This window comes from Oscillospiraceae bacterium, assembly GCA_015065085.1.
Classification (GTDB): Bacteria; Bacillota; Clostridia; order Oscillospirales; family SIG627; genus SIG627.
This window is the reverse complement of record SVQW01000003.1, coordinates 112,424-133,975: the sequence shown is the minus strand read 5'-3', so window position 1 is coordinate 133,975 and position 21,552 is coordinate 112,424. Positions and strand designations below refer to the sequence as shown.

General features: G+C 42.3%; 15 protein-coding genes. 10 read left to right on the top strand and 5 right to left on the bottom strand.

Annotated elements, in window-relative coordinates:
- Window positions 1–165 precede the first annotated feature (165 nt).
- Both E7588_04310 and E7588_04305 read left to right on the top strand, forming a co-directional pair.
- Window positions 166–1,641, top strand: coding sequence for a glycoside hydrolase family 27 protein (locus E7588_04310; protein MBE6688489.1), 1,476 nt, complete (start codon window positions 166–168; stop codon window positions 1,639–1,641).
- A gap of 241 nt (window positions 1,642–1,882) precedes the next feature.
- Complete coding sequence (locus E7588_04305) at window positions 1,883–2,425, top strand: AbrB/MazE/SpoVT family DNA-binding domain-containing protein (GenBank protein MBE6688488.1); 543 nt, start codon at window positions 1,883–1,885, stop codon at window positions 2,423–2,425.
- A 58-nt stretch (window positions 2,426–2,483) separates the two neighbouring features.
- Here the strand turns inward: E7588_04305 and E7588_04300 are convergent, their stop codons facing one another.
- Complete coding sequence (locus E7588_04300) at window positions 2,484–3,248, bottom strand: epoxyqueuosine reductase (protein MBE6688487.1); 765 nt, start codon at window positions 3,246–3,248, stop codon at window positions 2,484–2,486.
- Between the two features lie 155 nt (window positions 3,249–3,403).
- Here E7588_04300 and nth point away from each other — a divergent pair, with 155 nt between their 5' ends.
- Both nth and polA read left to right on the top strand, forming a co-directional pair.
- Complete coding sequence (gene nth, locus E7588_04295) at window positions 3,404–4,054, top strand: endonuclease III (GenBank protein MBE6688486.1); 651 nt, start codon at window positions 3,404–3,406, stop codon at window positions 4,052–4,054.
- Window positions 4,055–4,069: 15 nt separating this feature from the next.
- On the top strand, window positions 4,070–6,646 hold the full coding sequence (polA, locus tag E7588_04290) for a DNA polymerase I (GenBank protein ID MBE6688485.1): 2,577 nt from the start codon (window positions 4,070–4,072) through the stop codon (window positions 6,644–6,646).
- Between the two features lie 53 nt (window positions 6,647–6,699).
- On the opposite strand, the gene E7588_04285 is transcribed toward polA, so the two are convergent.
- The 3 genes from E7588_04285 to E7588_04275 are packed head-to-tail and all read right to left on the bottom strand — an operon-like array spanning window position 6,700 to window position 10,433.
- Entirely contained in the window at window positions 6,700–8,529 is a 1,830-nt protein-coding gene (locus E7588_04285; GenBank protein MBE6688484.1) for a GTP-binding protein, read from the bottom strand.
- On the bottom strand, window positions 8,516–9,397 hold the full coding sequence (locus E7588_04280; protein ID MBE6688483.1) for a sulfate adenylyltransferase subunit 2: 882 nt from the start codon (window positions 9,395–9,397) through the stop codon (window positions 8,516–8,518). The genes E7588_04285 and E7588_04280 overlap by 14 nt, the downstream gene beginning before the upstream one ends.
- Before the next feature lie 10 nt (window positions 9,398–9,407).
- The gene (locus E7588_04275) at window positions 9,408–10,433 is read right to left on the bottom strand and encodes a hypothetical protein (protein MBE6688482.1); all 1,026 of its coding nucleotides are present in this window, start codon (window positions 10,431–10,433) and stop codon (window positions 9,408–9,410) included.
- A 233-nt stretch (window positions 10,434–10,666) separates the two neighbouring features.
- Between E7588_04275 and E7588_04270 the strand changes: the two genes are divergently transcribed.
- Together E7588_04270 and E7588_04265 are read left to right on the top strand one after the other, a co-directional pair.
- Window positions 10,667–12,379 carry an ABC transporter ATP-binding protein gene (locus tag E7588_04270; GenBank protein MBE6688481.1) on the top strand — a complete coding sequence of 571 codons (1,713 nt, stop codon included), beginning with the start codon at window positions 10,667–10,669 and terminating at the stop codon, window positions 12,377–12,379.
- A 194-nt stretch (window positions 12,380–12,573) separates the two neighbouring features.
- On the top strand, window positions 12,574–14,706 hold the full coding sequence (locus E7588_04265; GenBank protein MBE6688480.1) for a hypothetical protein: 2,133 nt from the start codon (window positions 12,574–12,576) through the stop codon (window positions 14,704–14,706).
- Window positions 14,707–14,747: 41 nt separating this feature from the next.
- On the opposite strand, the gene E7588_04260 is transcribed toward E7588_04265, so the two are convergent.
- On the bottom strand, window positions 14,748–16,265 hold the full coding sequence (locus tag E7588_04260; protein MBE6688479.1) for a glycoside hydrolase: 1,518 nt from the start codon (window positions 16,263–16,265) through the stop codon (window positions 14,748–14,750).
- Window positions 16,266–16,696: 431 nt separating this feature from the next.
- Here E7588_04260 and E7588_04255 point away from each other — a divergent pair, with 431 nt between their 5' ends.
- From E7588_04255 to E7588_04240, 4 genes are all read left to right on the top strand, one after another.
- The gene (locus E7588_04255; GenBank protein ID MBE6688478.1) at window positions 16,697–17,707 is read left to right on the top strand and encodes an aminotransferase class V-fold PLP-dependent enzyme; all 1,011 of its coding nucleotides are present in this window, start codon (window positions 16,697–16,699) and stop codon (window positions 17,705–17,707) included.
- Window positions 17,708–17,986: 279 nt separating this feature from the next.
- Window positions 17,987–18,949 (top strand): DUF4432 family protein, encoded by a 963-nt coding sequence (locus E7588_04250; GenBank protein MBE6688477.1) that lies wholly within the window; start codon window positions 17,987–17,989, stop codon window positions 18,947–18,949.
- A 124-nt stretch (window positions 18,950–19,073) separates the two neighbouring features.
- On the top strand, window positions 19,074–19,922 hold the full coding sequence (locus E7588_04245) for a YitT family protein (GenBank protein MBE6688476.1): 849 nt from the start codon (window positions 19,074–19,076) through the stop codon (window positions 19,920–19,922).
- A gap of 59 nt (window positions 19,923–19,981) precedes the next feature.
- Window positions 19,982–21,298 carry a hypothetical protein gene (locus E7588_04240; GenBank protein ID MBE6688475.1) on the top strand — a complete coding sequence of 439 codons (1,317 nt, stop codon included), beginning with the start codon at window positions 19,982–19,984 and terminating at the stop codon, window positions 21,296–21,298.
- The last annotated feature ends 254 nt before the right edge of the window (window positions 21,299–21,552 follow it).

The following is a 21,552-nucleotide window of genomic DNA, read 5'->3' as shown; positions in this document are numbered from 1 at the left end:
TCGGCAATATAAATTTGTTTTTTGGCTTATTTTTTAATATAAAGATATAGGTTTGTGAATATATATGAAATTATGGAAGCGAAATATTGACATTTGAAAATGCGTATGATAAAATGAAGTATAATTCAAAATATTTATGAAAATACGACAACGGAGTGACTGATAATGATAAAAAGAAAAGCCCCATTGATGGGCTGGGCATCGTGGAACTGTTTTAAAACAAACATAAACGAAGAAAAATTGAAGGCACAGGCGGATGCATTGATTGAACTTGGTCTTGCAGAGTGCGGATACACGTATTTGAATATCGATGACGGATTTTTCGGCGGACGTCATGAAAGCGGACAGCTTTTGTTCCATAAGGAACGTTTTCCAAACGGAATAAAGCCTGTTGCGGATTATGCGCACAGTAAAGGACTTAAAGCGGGCATTTATTCGGACGGCGGTGATTCCACCTGCGCTTTTTATCATGACGGTGAAGGTGAGTCCGGAAGAAATGTCGGACTTTACGGATATGAAGAACAGGACCTTAAAATGTACCTTGAAGAGTTTGGATTCGATTTCATCAAGCTCGACTGGTGCGGAGGTATTTTTTTAGGTCTTGATGATAAGGAACAGTACACCAAAATAGGAAACATTATAAATGAAATAAGTGAAAGAATCCAAAAACCTATCATATTTAATGTTTGCAGATGGCAATTTCCGGGTAAATGGGTAACTGAGGTTGCCGATTCGTGGAGAATAAGTGCCGATATTAAGCCGAATTTTGCATCAATTCTGAAACAGATTGATGCAACAAAGCCGCTTGCGAGATACTGCTCACCGGGACACGTAAATGACCTTGATATGCTTCAGCTCGGAAACGGCTTGAACCATCAGGAAGAAAAAACGCATTTTGCCATGTGGTGCATGATGTCAACACCGCTTGTGATCGGTTGCGATCTTACAAAAATAAAAGCTGAAACACTTGAAATTCTTAAGAATAAGGAACTCATTGCAATAAATCAGGATACAGCATGCTTGCAGGCAGTTCAAATTAAAGATATATTTAATGATAATGTAAAACAAGGTGAGGTCTGGGTAAAAAATCTGGGAAGTGCAAAATCATCTCTCAAGGCTGTGGCGGTACTTAACAGAAGTAGCGAGGCACTTAGCACAGAGCTGGATTTTTTAGAGCTTGGATTTTGCGGAGAGATACTGGAAGTGCGTGATTTGAGCAATCACGTTGATATTGAGCCTGTCGCGAAAATGAAATTAAACTTGAAGCCTCAGGAAACAGTCGTGTTTAAAATCGAATGCTCCGAATCATTTGAGGTAATTAATCCGTTTGATGAGGGCGATATAGAACCAAAGCCGATTGAAAAAATTACATACGACACAGCCAAGCAGCTTATGTCGCAAGGAGCAATTCTGGTTGATGTAAGGTCAAAGGAGGAATTTGATAAATCCCATCTTGACGGCGCAATCAATATCCCGTTTTATTATCTTCATGGCTTTGCTCTTGATATGATAAAGGATAAAAACACAAGGGTAATTGTGTATTGCAGCAGAGGTAAGCGAAGCATACAGTCATATAACGATCTGGGCTATCTCGGATATAAAAATATATATTACCTTGGCGCAATGGAAAGTATGCTGTAAAGCGTTGTTGGCTTCGGTATCGATAAATTTTTGCTTGATGAAAATTTAATAAATATCATACAACAGGGAACAGAAAGTTTTATTCCGTTCCCTGTTTTTTCCTTACATAAAAATCCCTTGATTGCACAAAATAGAAGTGCACCCAAAGAACAAAGGAGATTTTTATTATGAGGTATCGAATAACAAGGTTCTTGGCACCTTTCAAAAATCTCCGATTTTTAGAAAGGTAAGGTTCTTATATATGAAAGCAACAGGAATTGTTAGAAGAATAGATGACCTCGGAAGAGTTGTAATACCCAAGGAAATCCGTCGCACCATGCGCATTCGCGAAGGCGACCCGCTGGAAATTTTTACCGACAGAGACGGAGAAGTTATTTTCAAGAAATATTCGCCTATCGGTGAGCTTATGTCCTCGGCGGCAAGCTACGCCGAAAGCTTATTTAAAAGCTGCGGTATAAATGTTATCGTGTGCGATAAGGATGCGGTCATTGCCGCGGCGGGTGTTTCCAAACGCGAATTTGTTGAGCAGAAGCTGAGCAGTCAGCTTGAGGAGCTCATCGAACAGCGTCAGATGTACACTGTACAGTCGGAGGATTCCAAAATATATCCTACTGTTATAAGCGAAAGCCACTATATTTCCGCGGCATGCCCCATATTTTCGGAGGGTGACGTGATGGGCGCAGTCATGAGCCTTAAGCCCAACGATAGCTTCAGTCAGCCTGATGATGCAGAAATAAAGCTTATACAGACTGCGGCAACTTTTCTCGGCAAACAGCTTGAATGAGCGATTAATATAATAAAAACTGAGTGGGAAGCTTAAGTGCTTTCAACTCAGTTTTTATTTATAATTCTATATTTCTGCGCACGGTTTTTTCGCCTCTCCACGCATAGGCTCGCTGTGAAAAACTGCCGTTCTGTAATATAATGTCAAGCTTTTCGGCGGTGAGATTATCCAATATTTCGTTTTTGAAAAAATCTATCGGTGTTTCCGGTGCATTAAGATTGTAAGGGCACACATCCTGGCAATGGTCGCACCCCCATTTATACTGTGAGGTACGGATTATCTCCTGTTCGTCGGGCGATATTTTCTTTTTCTGGTTTATGGCGGAAATACACCGTGAGAAATCCAGCTCTACAGGACACGCTTTTTTGCATGCTCCGCAGGAAATGCATTTTCGGACGGTGTGAAGCGGAGTGTAATTTTCAAATTTTTCTTTAAGAAATATTTCGCCAATGAAAACAAATGAACCGTATTTTTCATTTATCAAAAGGGTGTTGTCACCTATAACTCCCAGCCCGGCACGAGCCGCAAGCAGTTTTTCGTTAACGGGGGAGTTGTCGCAGTAACAGCGGCAATTCGGAAAAAAGACTTCAAAACGTTCAAAAAGCCGTGAAGCATATAAATGATAATCCCGCGCTGAAGCAAAACGTGCAAGATTTCGTGAGGGGGACAGATGTGTTTTATACGGCATCAGAAACACAATTATACTTTTAAATCCCTCTGTCTCGGATTGTCTGGAGGTGTTTATTATTTCCGCGGAATCAGCAGGCAGAACCGCGTAAAATTCTATGTTTTCGTTTTTGAAAAAATCCTTTATTCTTTCCATACTTAAATACCGCATTTCAGTGATTGGTTTTCATTATTATACACCCAATACGTAAGGAAATCAATAAAAAAGATGATTTTTTTAAAAATTGTACTATTATTATTCCCAAAAGTGTGCTACAATATATAAAGTAATATTTTTATGAGGGAAAATTTATGGATGAAGTGAAATGTCCTTTAAAAAAACTTATAACGTCCAAAAAAGCACGTGCCGCTTACATAAATGAAAGGCTGGAAAAGCTGTACCCCGATGTGAAATGCGGGCTTTATTTTGAAGGTGATCCGTTCAGACTTCTTGTGATGGCAAGGCTGTCGGCGCAATGTACCGATAAGCGGGTCAATATGGTTTCAAAGGAGCTTTTCAAAGCGTACCCGGATGCAAAAAGCATGTCGGAGGCACCTATTGAGAAAATAGAAGAGCTGGTGCGTACCTGCGGAGTTTACCGGATGAAAGCAAAGAATATAAAAGATATGTCGCGCATACTGTGCGAAAAGTACGGCGGACAGGTTCCAAGCGATATGGATGAGCTTCTGGCACTGCCCGGTGTGGGGAGAAAGATTGCCAATCTTATCAGGGGGGACGTTTTCGGACTTCCGGGTATCGTTGCTGATACACACTGCATTCGTCTTTCTGTGCGATGGGGGCTTTGCGATAAAGCTGACCCTGTGGCGGTGGAAAGAGAATTGGTGAAGCTTATTGAGCCGGATAAACAGAGTAATTTTTGTCACTGTGCTGTGGAGTTTGGCAGAGATGTCTGCTCTGCGCGTTCGCCCAAGTGCGATAGTTGCCCGCTTTTAAATACGTAAAAAGGAATTGATTTTATGAAAAAAGCTTTGTTTTTTGACGGAAACAGTATAATGAACCGCGCTTTTTACGGTGTAAAGCCATTAAAAACCAAGGATGGGCTTTTTACCAATGCGGTGTACGGATATATAAATATAGTAAAAAAGCATATTGATGAAATAAAACCCGATTATATCGGTGCTGCATTTGACCTTAAGGCACCTACATTCCGTCACAAAATGTATGAGGATTACAAGGGCAAGCGTAAGCCCATGCCGGAAGAATTGAGAATGCAGGTGGAATATGTTCACAGTGTGACGAGTGCTATGGGCATAGAGTGTCTTACCCGTGAAGGGTTTGAGGCGGATGATATTTTGGGCACATATTCCCGTATCTGTGCCGAGAACGGTATTTTCTGTACCATTGTGACGGGAGACAGGGATGCGTTGCAGTTGGTTAACGATAACTGTAACGTTATTATTGCGGCAACAGGTAACGATATTTTGTATACACCCGACACATTCAGGGAAAAATACGGCTTTGATCCCGTTCATCTTATTGACCTGAAAGCACTTATGGGAGACAGCTCGGATAATATTCCCGGTGTGCCCGGTATAGGTGAAAAGACCGCCATGAAGCTGGTGGGTGAATACGGAGACATTGAAAAACTGTATGAGTCTATTGAAAACGCGGATGTCACAAAGAGCGTGAGAGAAAAGCTTGCCGCGGGCAGGGATAGTGCGCAGATGAGCTACAAGCTTGCTACTATTGAGCTTAACACTCCCGATTTGCCTGAGATATCCGAGCTTGCTTCAAAGGGCTTTGACACACACACTTTGCGTGAACTTTTCATTCGCCTGGAGTTTTCAAAGCTAATGAAAAGCTTTGGGATAGAAGAAGAAAGTGTATCAGACGGATTTCAGATTTCCATGGATCAGGTACAGGTTGCGGAGGAGATAAAAGAGCCTTATATTAATATCAGTGCAGATGAATTGCTTAACATGTGCGGTGATACACTGTATCTTACGTATACATGGGCTGAAAAGGCATTTTATTTTGATATTAACTCAACTTCATATCGTGTTACGGACGATATGCCGAAAATAATTTACTGTGATAAAAATATAGTGCTTTATAACTTTAAGGATTACTGCCGTTATTGCGCTTCGCTTTACGGAGTGGAGATAATAAAAAGTATTAAAAATGTGGTTTTTGATGCACTTATCGCGGCATATGTCATAAATCCTACCGACAGTGCTTCGGATGCAGCAAAGCTTATTATGTCGTTTTGCGGGAAGTCGGTTTCCTCAAGACGTGCTGAGGAGCCGGCATATATCTGCAAATTCCTGCGTGAATTATATCCATTGCTTAAGAATAAAATTGAAGAATATGAATGCGTCGAGCTTTATGAAAAAATAGAGCTTCCGCTGGCAAAAACACTTGCCAAGACAGAGCTTTACGGCTTCAAGGTATCCCGCGAAGGGATAATTGAGTACGGCGAACGTCTGAAAACGGAGATAGAAGCTGCCGAATCACGTATTTATTCCTACACCGGAGCGTTTAATATTAATTCTCCGAAACAGCTTGGGATTGTTTTGTTTGAAAAGCTGGGACTTCCTGTTCTCAAAAAGAACAAAACCGGCTATTCCACCGATGCCGAAACATTGGACAGACTTGCTTCAAGACATCCGATAATAGGTGACATTTTGTATTATCGTCAGCTTACAAAGCTTTACGGAACATATGTGGAGGGGCTAATTAAGGTTATTGGCGATGACGGCAGAATACACACCAGCTTCAATCAGATGCTTACTGCTACGGGACGTCTTTCGTCCTCCGAGCCTAATTTGCAGAATATTCCCGTAAGAACACAGCTGGGCAGAGAGCTGAGAAAGTATTTTGTTGCCGAAAACGAGGATTATGTGCTGGTTGATGCGGATTATTCTCAGATAGAACTTAGAATACTTGCCTACATTTCGAAGGATGAACGATTGACTTCAGCGTTTGCAAACAAGGAGGATATACACTCAATCACAGCTTCACAAGTGTTTGGTGTGAAGCTTGAGAATGTTACTTCCGATATGAGAAAAAGCGCTAAGGCAGTGAACTTCGGAATAGTTTACGGCATAAGTGACTATTCGCTTTCCATTGACCTGGGTGTCCCCAAAGCGGAAGCAGGGGAGTATATAAAGGGGTATTTCCGAACATATCCCATGGTTAAAGAGTATCTTGAAAATATAAAAACAAAGGCGCGCGAAGATGGATATGTCACAACAATATTCAACCGCCGCCGTTATATTCCCGAGCTTATTTCGCCCAAAAAGCAGATGCAGGCTTTTGGAGAGCGTGTAGCTATGAATACGCCCATACAGGGAAGCTCGGCAGATATAATAAAGCTTGCAATGGTCAATGTGGATAAGCGTCTTGAAAAAGAGGGACTCAAAAGTCGTATCATCATGCAGGTGCATGACGAACTTATAATTGAAGCTCCCAAATCCGAAGCTGAGTATATCAAACAGCTTTTGCGTGAGGAAATGGCAAGCGTCGTCGATCTTGGCAATGTTAAGCTGGAATGTGAAGCGGCAGTGGGCGATAACTGGCACGATGCACATTAAAAGAATAAGCCGTAAGAAGGTTTTAACTTCTTACGGCTTTTTTTATATCTGCTTTACCAAGGTTTAAAAATTATACCCTTATTCTGTAATTTGCTCTTTATTTGGAGCGCGGCACTTTCTTTGGGTTCGTTTTCCGAAATGAGCATGTCGATTGAAACGTCGGTGTCCTTATTGTCACCTATCCATACCGTGGTGATGCTGTCCTCGCTGACAGCCAGCTTTAACAGTTCAAGGTCGCTTTGGGTGAGTCCGCCCGCCGTTGCAACCAGTATTGCGCCTGCATCCAGAAGAATGTTTGCTACTTCGCCAAGTCGGCGTATATGTTCGTCACGATCGCCAATTTCGGATTTCTGAACCTCTCCGTTTTTCACCTTGAGGTCCTGTCCTATGCCGTAAAGTACACTGCCGATGCCAAGATAGTAAACAATGCGTCCGTCATCAAACAGTTTTGCCTCCAGTGCCTTGGCAATGTCCTTTTTGCCTACTGCCGCCTGACCTGTAATAAGAACAAGGTGAGGCTTCTGGTTGTATTTTTCTGCTCGGCGCGCCATGGAAATATGGCTTTGCTCCCATTTGTAGTTGCGCAGAAGAATTTTTTTACGGCTGTCGGAGTGCTCATCATCCACAACGTCGGTGATGATGCCGCCACCGGCGATTTCGTACTTATCCACAATAACAAAACGGCTTGTTGTGGGCATGTCCTGTGCCAGGTCAAAGGCGACCGGCTTTTCAAAGGAAATAATGCAGTCGGCAACCTCGTGGCGGTCGATAGTTTCCTTTTTGTTGGTGGAAAGATTAGAGGCATCAAGTACATTCACAATGGTTTCAAGACGCGCCTCCACCTTTGCCGTTCCGATTTTAACATGGTAAATCTTGTGCTTTTCCATGCTTTCTTTGCCAAGCCAGAAAATACTTGCTTTGATTTTGGTGCTTACCTGTGGCGCAGGCTGACCTGCAATGGCACACAGCTCACCGCGTTTCGCGTATATCTGCTCATTTATTGTGAAGCCTGCCGACATTCCGGCACTTACCTCGTCGGGAAGAGGTGCATTGAAGGCTTCAAGGCGCTTCACGGTGGTCTTTTTACCGGAGGGATAGAATACCACACTGTCGCCGTTTTTGAGCTTGCCTGTTTCTATCATACCTGCTATAATACGGCGGTCATCGCCCGAAGAGGTGAATTTGTATACATCCTGTACCGGCATACGGAAAGGAAGGTCATCTGTTTCACCTGCCTGAGTAAATTCGTCCAGCGCTTCAAGCACGGTGTGGTTACTCCACGGCATATTTGAGGAATTTGAAGCTATATTGTCTCCCTTCATGGCACTTATGGGAATAAAGCAGGAGGGAGTGATATTAATTTTCCGCAAAAACTCAGAGTATTCATTTACCACACTGTCGTAAACGGTCTTGTCATAATTTACAAGGTCCATTTTGTTTACAAGTATTGCAACTTGTCTTATGCCCAGCATGGACAGCATATATCCGTGACGTCTGGAGTTTTCCTTTATACCCTCGTGCGCGTCAATAACAAGCAAAGCCGCTTCTGCGCGGGAGGCGCCGGTTATCATGTTTTTAAGAAACTCTATGTGACCGGGAGCATCGATGATGATATACTTTCTTTTGTCTGTTTTAAAGAAACTCCTGGCTGTGTCAATGGTTATGCCCTGAGAACGTTCGTCCTTGAGAGCATCAAGCAAAAAGGCGTATTCAAATGGCTTGGAGGTTCTGCGGCACATTTCCTGTATCTGCTCCAGCTTTCCCTCCGGCAGAGAATGAGTATCCGCAAGAAGTCTGCCGATAACAGTACTTTTGCCGTGGTCAACATGCCCCACAATGACAATGTTCATGTGGTTTTCACGTTCGTTATTACATGTAGCCATCTTTTCTCAGCTCCTCCAATCCGCCGCCGTCTTCTTTGTCCTGAGCACGTCCGGAACGTTCGGCAATATTAGCAAATTTTCCGCTTTTGAGTTCTTCTATAATATCGTCAAGATTCTTTGCATCCGAATCCACCGGCATTGTGCAGGGCCAGCATCCCAGAGAACGGTAACGCTTGCCATCGCCCTGGTCGAAATAAAGAGATACAACAGGAACGTTCTCTCGTCGTATGTATTCCCATACGTCCAATTCCGTCCAGTCCAGGAGGGGGTGTATCCGTATGTGTGTTCCGGGGGCAAAATCTGTTTTGTACTGTCCCCAGAATTCCGGTGGCTGGTCGCCGATATCCCAGTCGTTGTTCTTGTCTCTGGGAGAAAAATACCTTTCCTTGGAACGGCTTCCTTCCTCGTCTGCACGAACACCTACGATGACGCCGGTGTACGGCTCGGTGTTAGTGTCACGCTCGTACATCTTGGTATCGTGATTCATGCGGTAACGCGGCCATTCTCCGCTGAGAGTGTGCTTGAGGGCATCTGTTTTCAGATTGCGGCAGCACTCAATACGGCTTACGTTGCCGTCGGGAAAAGTGCTTTTTTCCTCAAGCGCTTTTGTGTTTTCGCCGTACACCATGTCAAGATGCCACTCTCTGGCAAGTCTGTCACGGTACTCTATCATTTCGGGTATCTTGTAGTGAGTGTCAATATGAACAAGCGGAAAGGGAACATGACCGAAAAATGCTTTTCGGGCAAGGCACAGAAGAACGGTGCTGTCCTTTCCTATCGACCACAGCATACACATGTTTTTGAAAGATGCGTATGCTTCCCGCAGAATATGAATACTGCGGCTTTCAAGCCTGTCAAGATGATCCATGTTAGTCTCCTTAGTTTTTATATACGCTCAGAGTATAGCTGTCACTGTCTGCGTTTACATTGAAAATGCCTTTTTCAAGGTCATAATCCACCGTTGTTACGCGGTTTATATCGTTCATTACCACTGAAAAATGCTTGGTGAATAAATAGCCTGCCACAACCAGAGTTCCTTTTTGCGGAATTTCAGTCGGTTTGCGGTTAGCCTCGCGGTCTGATTCGCAAAAGGCTTCCATTTGCTTTAACTGCTCGGGTGTCATGTTATCCCAGTGATCTCTTCCGCCAACGGTTTCAAATTCAAGATAACGTACCAGTTCTTTTTTGCCCAGCTCCTCGGCACGCTTTACATAATTTCGGGAATGATAAGCAGGTACGCGGATATCATTTGCACCGTGTACAAGCGTCATATGGGTGAAAAGGTTTTTTAAAGTTGCAATACCGCTTCTGGAAGCGAACATTTCGTCGGTGGGATTTTTGCTGATCCACACGTCCATTTCATCGCGGAATTCTCCGACTTGGTCATTTTTGTACCACGTACCGTAGTCCGACATTCCGCACATGGCGGTTACTGCGGCAAAGTAATCGGGAAATTTGCCGGCAATGGCAAGAGCGTTTCCGCCGCCACCGCTTCCTGCTTCAAAATAGACTGTTTCGGGGTCTGTTATATATTCAGCATAATGCTTTTTAACATATTCTATGGCATCAATAACGTCGTAAAGCTCCCAGCCGTTGCAGTCCTGCTCACCTTCGGAAAAGGCTCTGCCTCGCATATCCACTTCGACGGTAAGATATTTGCTCTGCGGTTTGTCCATGTGCTCGAAAGCGGGAATACTCATGTGCCAGCCGTGGGTGCCTGCGAGTATGTACGAAGGCTTTTCGGGCTTTAAAATGCGCATGGCAAGTGTAATTCCCGGTGTACGGGTAGAAGAATAATAAATAAAATCGCAGTAAGGCGAAGTCTGATTGCGGGTATTGTTATTCTGCTTTGAAAGGCGGACCTTGTCTTCGAATTTGTCAAGATAACTGTTCACAATTATCATTCCTTCCTATATGCTCTATATATCTTACGCATATTATAACAGACTTTGAAAAATAATTCAATGTTTTGGAAAAACTTTTTTCGGAAAAAATCGCTTATACACAAGTGCGTGAAAATTATTCATATTTTACGTTGTAATGAGAAAATAATTTTTTTTATGAGGTATAAAAAATTCTTTTTCAGTTCATAAAACCATCGTATAATTTACAAATAAATACACAATAGGAGAAAGATATGTTGAAAAGATTTATAAGCTATTATAAACCGCACAAAAAGCTTTTTATAATGGATATGTGTGCGGCATTGCTTGTGGCACTCATCGGTGTTGTTTACCCCATTGTTACAAGAAGAATGCTCAATGACCTTATCCCCAATCGCAATTATATTATGATTGTTGTGGCGGGTGTTGCAGTGCTGATGCTGTACATTATCAGAATGCTGCTTGATTATTTCATACAGTACTACGGTCATGTTATGGGTGTTAAAATGCAGGCGCAGATGCGTACCGACATGTTCACGCATTTGCAAAAGCTTCCGTACAGCTATTATGACGACAACGAAACGGGAAAAATAATGAGCCGTATGACCAACGATCTTATGAATATAAGTGAATTGGCGCACCATGGCCCGGAAAACCTTATAATTTCTTCGCTTACGGTTATAATTTCATTTTGCTATCTTATTACCATTGATGTTTACCTGACACTTATTATCTTTGCCTGCGTTCCTTTTCTGCTGGGCATCTCCATGCTTCTGCGTAAAAAAATGCGCAATGCCTTTACCGAAAGCCGTAAGGCGGTTGCTACCATAAATGCGGCGCTGGAAAGCAGTATTTCGGGAATACGTGTTACGAAAGCCTTTACCAACTCCGCAAAAGAAGAGGAAAAATTTGAGCAGGGTAATGACGAATTTGTAACTGCGCGCAGTAAGGCGTACAGCGCTATGGGACAGTTCCATTCCGGCACTTCATTTATAACCAATGTGTTCAATGTGGTGATACTTATTGCAGGCGGTTTATTTCTTTACAGCGGACGCATAGATTTTGCGGATTATTCCACATTCATAGTATCGGTCAATCTGTTTATAGGCCCCGTGACTACGCTTATCGGCTTTATGGAGCAGTATCAGGACGGTGTTACGGGCTTTGAAAGGTTTTTGGAGATAATAGACGCAAAGCCCGAAGAGGACAGAGAAAATGCAGTGGATATCGCCAAGGCAGAGGGTCACATAAGATTTGAAAATGTTTCTTATGGCTATAATGACAGCGAAAATGTTCTTAAAAACGTGACACTTGATATTCCCAAGGGCAAGACACTTGCATTGGTAGGTCCCAGCGGCGGCGGCAAAACCACCATATGCCATCTTATACCGCGTTTTTATGACATTGCCGAGGGCAACATTTATATCGACGGTAAGGAAACACGGGATATAACCCGTGAGTCACTGCGTCGCAATATAGGTATAGTTCAGCAGGATATCTATCTTTTTAATGCCTCCATTCGCGAAAACATACTTTACGGCAGACCGGATGCAAGTGAGCAAGATGTGATGGAAGCGGCAAAGAGAGCCAATATTCACGAATACATAATGAGTCTGCCCGAGGGGTACGAAACTCAGATAGGCGAAAGAGGCGTAAAGCTGTCGGGCGGACAAAAGCAGAGGCTCAGTATTGCCAGAGTGTTCCTCAAAAATCCGCCCATTCTCATTTTGGACGAAGCTACAAGTGCGCTGGATAATGCCACCGAAATACTTATACAGCAGTCGTTGGACGAATTGTGCAAAGGAAGAACCACACTTGTTGTTGCACACCGCCTTTCTACCATCCGCGGTGCGGATGAAATAGCGGTAATATCGGGCGGAGAGATAACAGAAATCGGCACGCATGAAGAGCTTTTGAAAAATGGCGGAGTATACGCCGGACTTTACCATGCAACGGAAAAGAAATAATATGACATATTTAACATTACGAATGTAAAATATTACATTGCGAATATGACAATATCGTACATTCGTATCAAAAAAATAGCTAATTATGCTGATTTTTCCCTAAAAGTAGTTGATTTTTCATTTTTCTTATCGTATAATGGTTTCAATAAAGATTGTTGTGTGTGACATTATAATATTTGAATACGGAGGAAAAAATGAGAGTAAGGTTTGTAAGAATCAAGAATGACTTCGTTCCCGAGGGAATGTACGAATTCACAAAAAACGTAACGCTTGAAAAGCAGGAAAAGTACAGAATAAATATTTATACTTCCGAAAGATATCTCCTCAAGATAAACGGCAAATATATCTGTGAGGGCCCCTGCAAGGGCCATGAGCACGTAAAATATTACGATACTGTTGAAACGGACGAGCTTAAGGCGGGCGAAAACGAAATCAAGATAATAGTTATGCATATAACTATGAAACGTTGCCTTTCTACTGTTTTCAAGACGAATCAGCCGGAGATCAATTTTGAAGCAAAATCTCCTACTAACACCATAGTCAGCGATTCGGGCTGGACATGCGTTAAGAACAATCAGATTGGTATCAGATGCGCGGAATGGAAGAGTATCGCTCCCGTTGAGGATATAGATCTTTCAAAAGACTTTGAGCCGATTGAAATCGAAGAGCACGGCGGATATGATTATGAATTTGGACTTGAAACATATCCTTGCGGAACACTCAGAGATCCCACACTGACGCCGCGCCCCATTCCCATGATTTTTCCTCAGAAAGCCATGGAACTTAAGGTTATAAAATCCGGAGAAGATTTCGTGGAGCTGGATGCGGGAATGAATATGACTGCAAAAGTAAGCTTTGATTTCGCAGATAAGGTGTCCGCTAAAATAATATATGCCGAATGCTACATTACCGAAAACGGTAAATTCATGCGAGACGGAGCGGACGAAGGGGATATAAAAGGTTTTTGGGATACTGTTGAAACAGACAGAGCGTATGTGTACGAACCTTTCTGGTTCAGAACTTTCCGATATATACGAATCGAGAGTGAAAATATAGCCGCGGTGCTTAAATCCGTAAAGGCAATGCGTTGGAACTACCCCATTGAGCAAAAAGGCAGCTTTGAGTGCTCGGATGAGTACTTCAATAAAATGTACGAAGTGAGTATAAACACAATGCTTTGCTGTACTCACGAAACCTTTTATGATTGTCCTTATTACGAACAGCAGCAGTATGATATGGATTCTGCCATCGAAAGTGCGGTTCTTCAGAAGATGACCGACGATGACAGAATAATCAGAAAAGCCATAGAAGAATTTGCTGTTTCTCAACTGCCGAACGGACTTCTTCGAGCCAACTATCCGTCTGTGCTGACGCAGGTTATACCGGGATTTTCGTTTTTCTGGATATTTATGCTGCACGATTATCTTGAATACTCGGCTGATATTGTTTTTGCAAGAAAGTTTCTCAATAATGTAGATAATATACTTCAGTATTTTTACGAAAATCTGTCCGAGGATGGACTTATTTCCAAATCAAGATACTGGGACTTTGTGGATTGGGTTCCCGGATGGTATATAGGTACTCTGAACATTAATGCGGGTAAGCCCATAACCGTATACAATATGTATTTTGCCTATGCTCTTCTCTGCGCTGCCGATATTGCGGAAAAGAGCGGCAGACCTTTTTTGGGTGCAGAATACAGAGAAAAGTATGCAAAGCTTGCCGAGGCGATAAAGAAGCACTGCTTTGATGCGCAAAAGGGCTTGTACCGTGATTCCTCCGATAAAGATGAATACAGCATGCATACTGTTATGTGGTCGGTTATTTCCGAGCTGGAAAAGGGACAGGACGCTGTGGAAATCATGGAAAAAATACATAGCTCCGAGCTGAGAAAATCATCATTCAGCATGAATTACTATTTCTTCCGCGCATTGGAAAAATGCGGAATGGAAAAAAGAATTTTCGATAATCTTGACGGTTGGAAAAAAATGCTGGATATGCACTGTACAACGTGGTGCGAAAACCCCGATAACCCAAGAAGCGAATGCCATGGCTGGAGCAGTGCTCCCCTTAACGAACTTGCTTCAAATATTCTCGGGGTAAAAACCGGCTTTGAGAAAGTTATAGTCATTAAGCCCGTGACGGCACATCTTACCTACGCTAAGGGCGTTGTGTCTACCAGATTCGGCGGTGTTGAAGTTTCATGGGAAAATACCGACGGATTTAAGCTGAATGTAAAGGCTCCCTTAAATGTGGATAAAAAGGTTATTCTTCCCGACGGCACGGTGAAGGAATACGGCAAGGATGTAAGCTTGATAGAGCTTTGAAATAATAAAAATCAGTGCTTCGTGAGAAGCACTGATTTTTATTACTGAAGTGTGAAATACGGGAGACGGGAGAGCGGGGCATCCACCGTAACGGTTTGTCCGCCATCGTAAAGCGTTCCGTCATCTGCCAGCCATTTGCCCTCGGGAAGTATTACGTCAAGCTTTGTGACGCCTTTTTCTACAACGGGTGCAACCAGTATTTTATCACCCAGCATATATTGTTGTTTTATCTGCGCGTAGCCCTTGTGGGGATAGTTGTATTCCATCATGCGCACAACAGGCTCACCGTTTTCCATGAATTTGTCGATAAGCTCCAGAATGTAGGGGACGTATTTGTCATGAAGCTTTATGACGTCCAGTATGTAACCCAGATTTTCCTCCGAAAGCACTCTCCAGGGTGCAACCGAGAATTGCATGGTGGGCATAAAGGCACAGCACTGGGCATATCTTACGATAAGCTCCTGGTCAAGCTCCTTACCGGGCAAAAAGTCTACCCAGCTTCCTCCGCCTATCATGTCGGGACAGGTGAACTGATATCCCATTATAGCCTGAGCTGTAATGCCGGGAATAAGGGTTTGCACGCCTTCTTCCCATTTGTGACTTTTGTCGCCCAGACGCTGAAGTACGGGCAGATGAGCGGCGTTAAAGCCGTCCTTAAGCTCACTGTATTCGTACATTGCCGCAAAGTTGCAGTAATGCATGGAGTTTTCAACCTGTGTTTTTGGTGTTTTGTAGTATTTGAGCTTGGTGTCATAATAGAAGGGCTGACCTGCATCGAATTTGAAGCCGTCAACGCCGTATTCTTCCATCAGCCAGTCCATTCTGCCCTTGAAGTATTCTACCGTTTCGGGATTTGAAAAATCCAGTATGCCGCTGTAACCGTTCCACCACTTGAATACATGTGGATTTGCACCGTCGGCATCGCGTATAAGAAGCTTTCTTTTAATCATTTCGCGGGAGGTCTCGTTGTCAAGGCTTACGAAGGGTACTATCCACAAAAGAACCTTGAAGCCCATTTCATGGAGCTCCTTCATCATTGCCTTGGGGTCGGGAAAACGTCCTTCGTGGAATTTCCATACACCGTACTGTTCCTGCCAGTTGTCGTCAATCATCAGTATTCCCGGCGGCAGACCGTGGTTTATAATGCTGTGGGCATATTCCAGTATATCTTTCTGGTTCTGGTTGTAGATAAGCTCCACCCAGGTGTTGAATTGCGGCATTTTGAAAAACTCCTTCGGGGGAGTTTTTTCGGGCTTTTTCAGAAGATTGTTAATCATATAAAGATAGGCGTCTTTGAGCGTAGTTCCCGCCATTCTCATGACAATATCCTGATGTGCCGTTATTTCCACCTCTTTTTCGCGTATATCGAAATCAAAGGGATTGTTGGAAAAAATAACGCGTCCTTTGTTGGAAAGAAGCATGCCACCCAGCTGGTTTCCCGTGTTGTGGTAGCTGGAGGACATATCGCCGTCCATGTGTCCCGAGCCTGTTTCGTAGGGCATAAGGTCTTTTACACGTCCGCCCCAGAACAGCTCACCGTCGAGTTTATTGATAATCATAATCGGTGAATCCTTTCATATTTTATGAATCAATTATATATCGTACGGCGTTGGAAGTAAATGGAGCCATGTCTCCAAAAATATGGCATTTTGTCCGAAAGCGATTAAAAAAACAAACTATTTTGTTTGCACATTTGTATTGAATTTTGAATTGTAGTGTGATATAATGAGTTTGCGAAGCAAACTCAATGAATTGCCTTCGGCATGAATTGAAATTTGAAGATTTCATGAATTGAGCCTTGCGGCTCATGAATTGTGCTTACGCACATTAAAGGCAATTCAATTCATGGAGCGATAGCGAGAATTCATGGCTTCAGCCAATTCATGACAACGACAGTTGTCAATTCATTAAAAACAGTTGGAATCAAAATTATTTACTGATTCTATAATAATTTCATCTGGGTTAAATATTTAAAAGGGAGATGTGAGTTTTGAAATCAAAGGTATTAAGAGGGGAAGTCTGGACAAATACTCATCCGGAGATTATGGAAGAACTGATGAGAATAAATGAACTTGAAGTGGATGGCAAAGTTGGTCATGACTGCTATACAAAAAGTGCAACAGAGCTTATGCAAAAAAACTTCAAAGACGAAATAAAGGTTGTTTATACTTCAAACGGGACAGCTGCCAACATAATGGCAATGAAAAGTATGGTAGACAGATGGGGTACAATCCTTTGTGAAAACCATACTCATATACATACATACGAATGTGGTGCTTTTGAAAGTATGCTTGGTAATAAAATACTTGCTATGGAAGGCAAAATGGGCAAACTTACTCCCGAAGTAATAGGTGACTATTTGAATAAAATCAAAAACTATAAATATTTACCTCAGGTAGTTGTGATAACACAGCCTACAGAACTTGGTGTTTTATATACCAATAAAGAAATCAAGGCAATTTGTGATTTTGCTCATGAAAGAGATATGTATGTATATATTGACGGTGCAAGAATTTCAAATGCACTGGTGGCTCTTGATACAAGTATTGCTGAAATGATTGAAGAAACGGGCGTTGATGCGTTTTCTTTTGGTGGTACAAAAGCAGGTGCTATGTTCGGCGAAATGGTCATCTTCAGAAGAGCGGAGCATTTTACCGCTCTTGAATATTTGCAAAAACAAGCACTTCAGCATCTTGATAAGTCAAAATTCCTAGGTGTTCAGATGGAATATCTTTTGAAAAATGAATTTTGGAAAAAAACCGCCAGCCACGCAAATTCGCAGGCAAAATATCTGGAAAGTAAACTCATAGAAAAGGGAATAAAGATTTACTATCCCGTAGATACAAATGCTGTTTTTTGCATATTAAATGAAGAACAGATGAATAAAGCAAACGAAAAATACGACCTTTCATACTGGGAAAAAGAAATAAGGCTTACAAGAATGGTTACAACCTTTGCGACAAAACGGGAAGATGTGGATGAACTATTGTCACTTATATAAAGATTGTTGAGTCGGCATCTAAATTGTACACGCATTTTATAATGAATTCATCGGAGATGAATTCAATGAATATTGAAAAATGAATAATGAATAATGAAGAATTAAGGAACAAATGCTCCGCATTTGAATTATATAAAAAGAAAATCACTTTGTGATTTTCAACCGAAATTATTCATCATTCATTATTAATTATTTATTTAAAATCAGTGGCATCTAAATCGGCTATCCCTTATGTACAAAAAGATAGGCATCTATATTACAATGAGAAGGAGAATACTTATGAATAAGTATATAGGCAACCCAACACAAATTTACGGCGTAGAGGAAATGCGTCTTTCCGGAGGCAAAGGCGATGGTATGCGCATGCTATATGTGAGAAACGGAAAAGGACTTGAATTCTGGGTTTCACTTGATCGCTGTGCGGACATTACAAGGCTTAGTTTAAAAGGCGATAACTTTAGTTTTATTTCTGCTTGTGGGTATGTCTCTCCAAAATACTATGACAAGGATGGGATTGGATTTTTGAAATCCTTTACAGCCGGATTTTGCACCACATGCGGACTGACAGCTGTGGGAAGCCCTTGTACTGATGATGGCGAGCAGCTTCCGCTTCACGGGACGATATCAAATACCCCTTGCGAAAATTTCGCTTACCGAATAGATGATAACAACATTTATATCACGGCGACAGTGCGCGATGCACGCATCTTTTCTCACAAGCTTGTCCTTGAAAGAGAATATGTGGTGTCACTTGCTGAAAACAAATTTACAATGACGGATACTGTTAAAAATACAGGTTCATCTGAAGCACCGTATGAAATTATGTATCATTGCAATATGGGTTATCCGCTTCTGTGTGAGGATACTGAAATAAGAATCCCGTCAGCTGAAATCGTTGCCAGAAACGAACATTCTGTGACAGGACTGGCTGACTGTCTGAGGGTTGAAGGTCCGCAAGCAGAATATGAAGAAATGTGTTTTTATCATAAATTTTCAGGAAAGGCAGAAGTCAGCATATATAATCCCAAAATAAAAAAGGGCATGAAGATGATTTTCGATACAAATGAGCTTAAGTGCTTTACTCAATGGAAAATGATGGGAGAATATGACTATGTTATGGGACTTGAACCCGGAAACTGCACTCCTGACGGAAGAGATGTAATGAGAGAAAAGGGAATGCTTGAATTTATAAAACCGGGCGAATCAAAAAAACAGACATTAAACTTTGAATTTGTCGGTTAAACTAAACTCAATAAATTATCGGATTTAATGGATAAAAAGAAATCCTTCACCATATGGGAAAGGTGTCAGTGAAAGATGTCTATATTACAGGCATTACCGGGATTTGACATTTGAGAGGTAGGGTATGAAAAAACAAAGCAAACTCAAGAATTTTCTGTTTATCAATTTGGGCTGCATACTTCTTTCCTGCGGAGTTTATTTTTTCAAGATTCCAAACGGCTTTGCAACCGGAGGAGTAACGGGTATAGGCACAATTCTCGGTAAAATTACTCCCGTAACACCTGCCGCATGGATATGGATTTTGAATATTACCCTTTTGTTGCTCGGTTTTTTGTTTCTGGGCACAAAAAACGGAATAAAGACGGTTTACTGCAGTATGTTCTATTCAGCAGTCACATATGTCTTAGAGGTGGTCTTGCCGCTGTCGCAGCCGCTTACAAACCAACCGTTTATGGAGCTGGCATATGCCATGATTCTTACCTCCGTCGGCTCTGCAATGATTTTTAACAGCGATGCATCCTCCGGCGGAACCGATATTGCCGCGCTTATTCTGAAAAAATATACAAATGTCGACGTAGGCAAGGCATTGCTGGCGGTTGATTTCTTTGTTGCCGCAAGCTCCTTTGCTGTTTTCGGCGTTCAGATAGGCTTGTTCTCACTGATGGGCTTGTTTGCAAAGGCATTTATTGTTGACAGCATGATTGAAAATCTCAACACTTGCAAATATTTTATTGTAATTACGACCAAACGTGAGGAAATATCCGATTTTATCATAAAGACACTTCATCACGGGGTTACGGTTAATTCTGTTATCGGTGAATTTACAAAAGAAGAAAAAACCATGATTCATACAGTATGCAAACGAATTGAAGCCATAAGACTCCGTAACAAAGTCAAAGAAATCGATCCTCATTCGTTTATCATTATAACCACAAGCAGTGAAATTATCGGCAGAGGCTTCAGAAGCGTTTAAACGGAAATATAAATATTGAGCTATATATGCCAAGTGATTGAATTTTTATGGGGGTAGTTATGACAGATATAATTTTCTCTTTCGATACAGAGGATTTTACATCCTCGGTTGCGGCGGATGCCGTGTACAGAGAGGCGGAGGTGCTCAGAGAATCGGGTGTCAAGGGTGGCTTCTGCGTTGTGGGACTTCTTGCCGACCAGCTTGTCAAGTGGGGACGTAAGGACGTTACGGATGCCCTTAAGTATCACGATATAGGCACTCATTCCTATGGTCATTCGCTTCATCCTACCATCAACGAATACACCGACCTTGAAGATTTCGATAAAGCGTACAATGAGTTTATCCGTCAGGAAACCGAGGCTGTCGGAATGATAAAAAAAGCCACCGACGGCAGAGTGATGACAGTCGCCTGCCCGCCCGGAAATCAGAAATCCTATGTTGCTATGTACGGCTATGCGGATATGGGCATACCGGTATACGCGGATACGTTCTGCGATACCGAGGATGGCAGAGGAGTTTTTTACTGTAATATATATCAGGTAAAATATACTTTTGCTCTTGAAAAGCTTCTCACCAAAAACAGCGACGAGGAAATAAGCGAAATACTGGATTTTCTTGCAACCAAAAAGCGCGCTGTTATATTTACTCATCCCAATATGGCAAATTTCACTGAGTTCTGGGATAAGCTCAATTACTATAAGACCAATATTGCCGAGTACGGCAATTGGAAAGAATGCAACAGAAGACCTGTCGAGGACACCGAGAACTTCTATAAGAATATCGGCAGGTTCATAAACCGCATCAAAAATGACAGCCGTTTCAGAATAACGAATTATTCTGAGCTGGCGGATGAAATAAAGAATGAGGGCGAAAGAAAAATAGAAAAAGCCGATATTCCCGCTCTCAGGGATAAGCTTAATGCGGAGTTTATGCCCGTGACACAGCCCTGTTCTCTTTGCATATCCGATATTTTTCTTGCCTGCCGTGATTTTCTCATGGGTGAGGATAAGCATGTGTGCGGCAAGGTTTACGGCTTCCTCGACACACCCTATGCTGTTGAAAACGATGTTGCGGTTGACGCGGAGGATATGATAAAATCGGCATATGATATGAATGCCGAGCAATTCCTGCCGACTTGTATTACGGTTGCAAACCAAAAAATCGGTCCTGCCGATTGGCTGAGAGCAGCCATGGCTGTTTTGTGCGGTGAAAAGAAAATTATTCTTAAGCCTGCTCCTCAGCTTCCCGACCTTTCAGTACTGCCAGACCTTACGGACGATTGCCTTAAGGGTTGGGTGCAGAGTGATGATTTCAAGGATGAATACCTGTCAAAGCGCCTTAAGCTTCAGGCGTGGACGATGCGTTTTATGAAATAGCCGAAAAGAGCCGAACTAATGCCGCCGAGAAAATTTCTTTCCGGCATAAATACATCTTTGTGCGCAGAATGCATTTCTGCTCGAAAATTATCTTTCCTCGGTTCGAGGGAAGTTTCAAGGAACGATTTTTGTTTCTTTCAAGGCATTTTTGCGCAGTTATATGTACATATTACAAGAAAAAATAACGCCGAAAGGGGCGAAAATCGTCCTCGAAACCGACATGAGTTCGGCTCTTTTCGGCTATAACCGAGGAG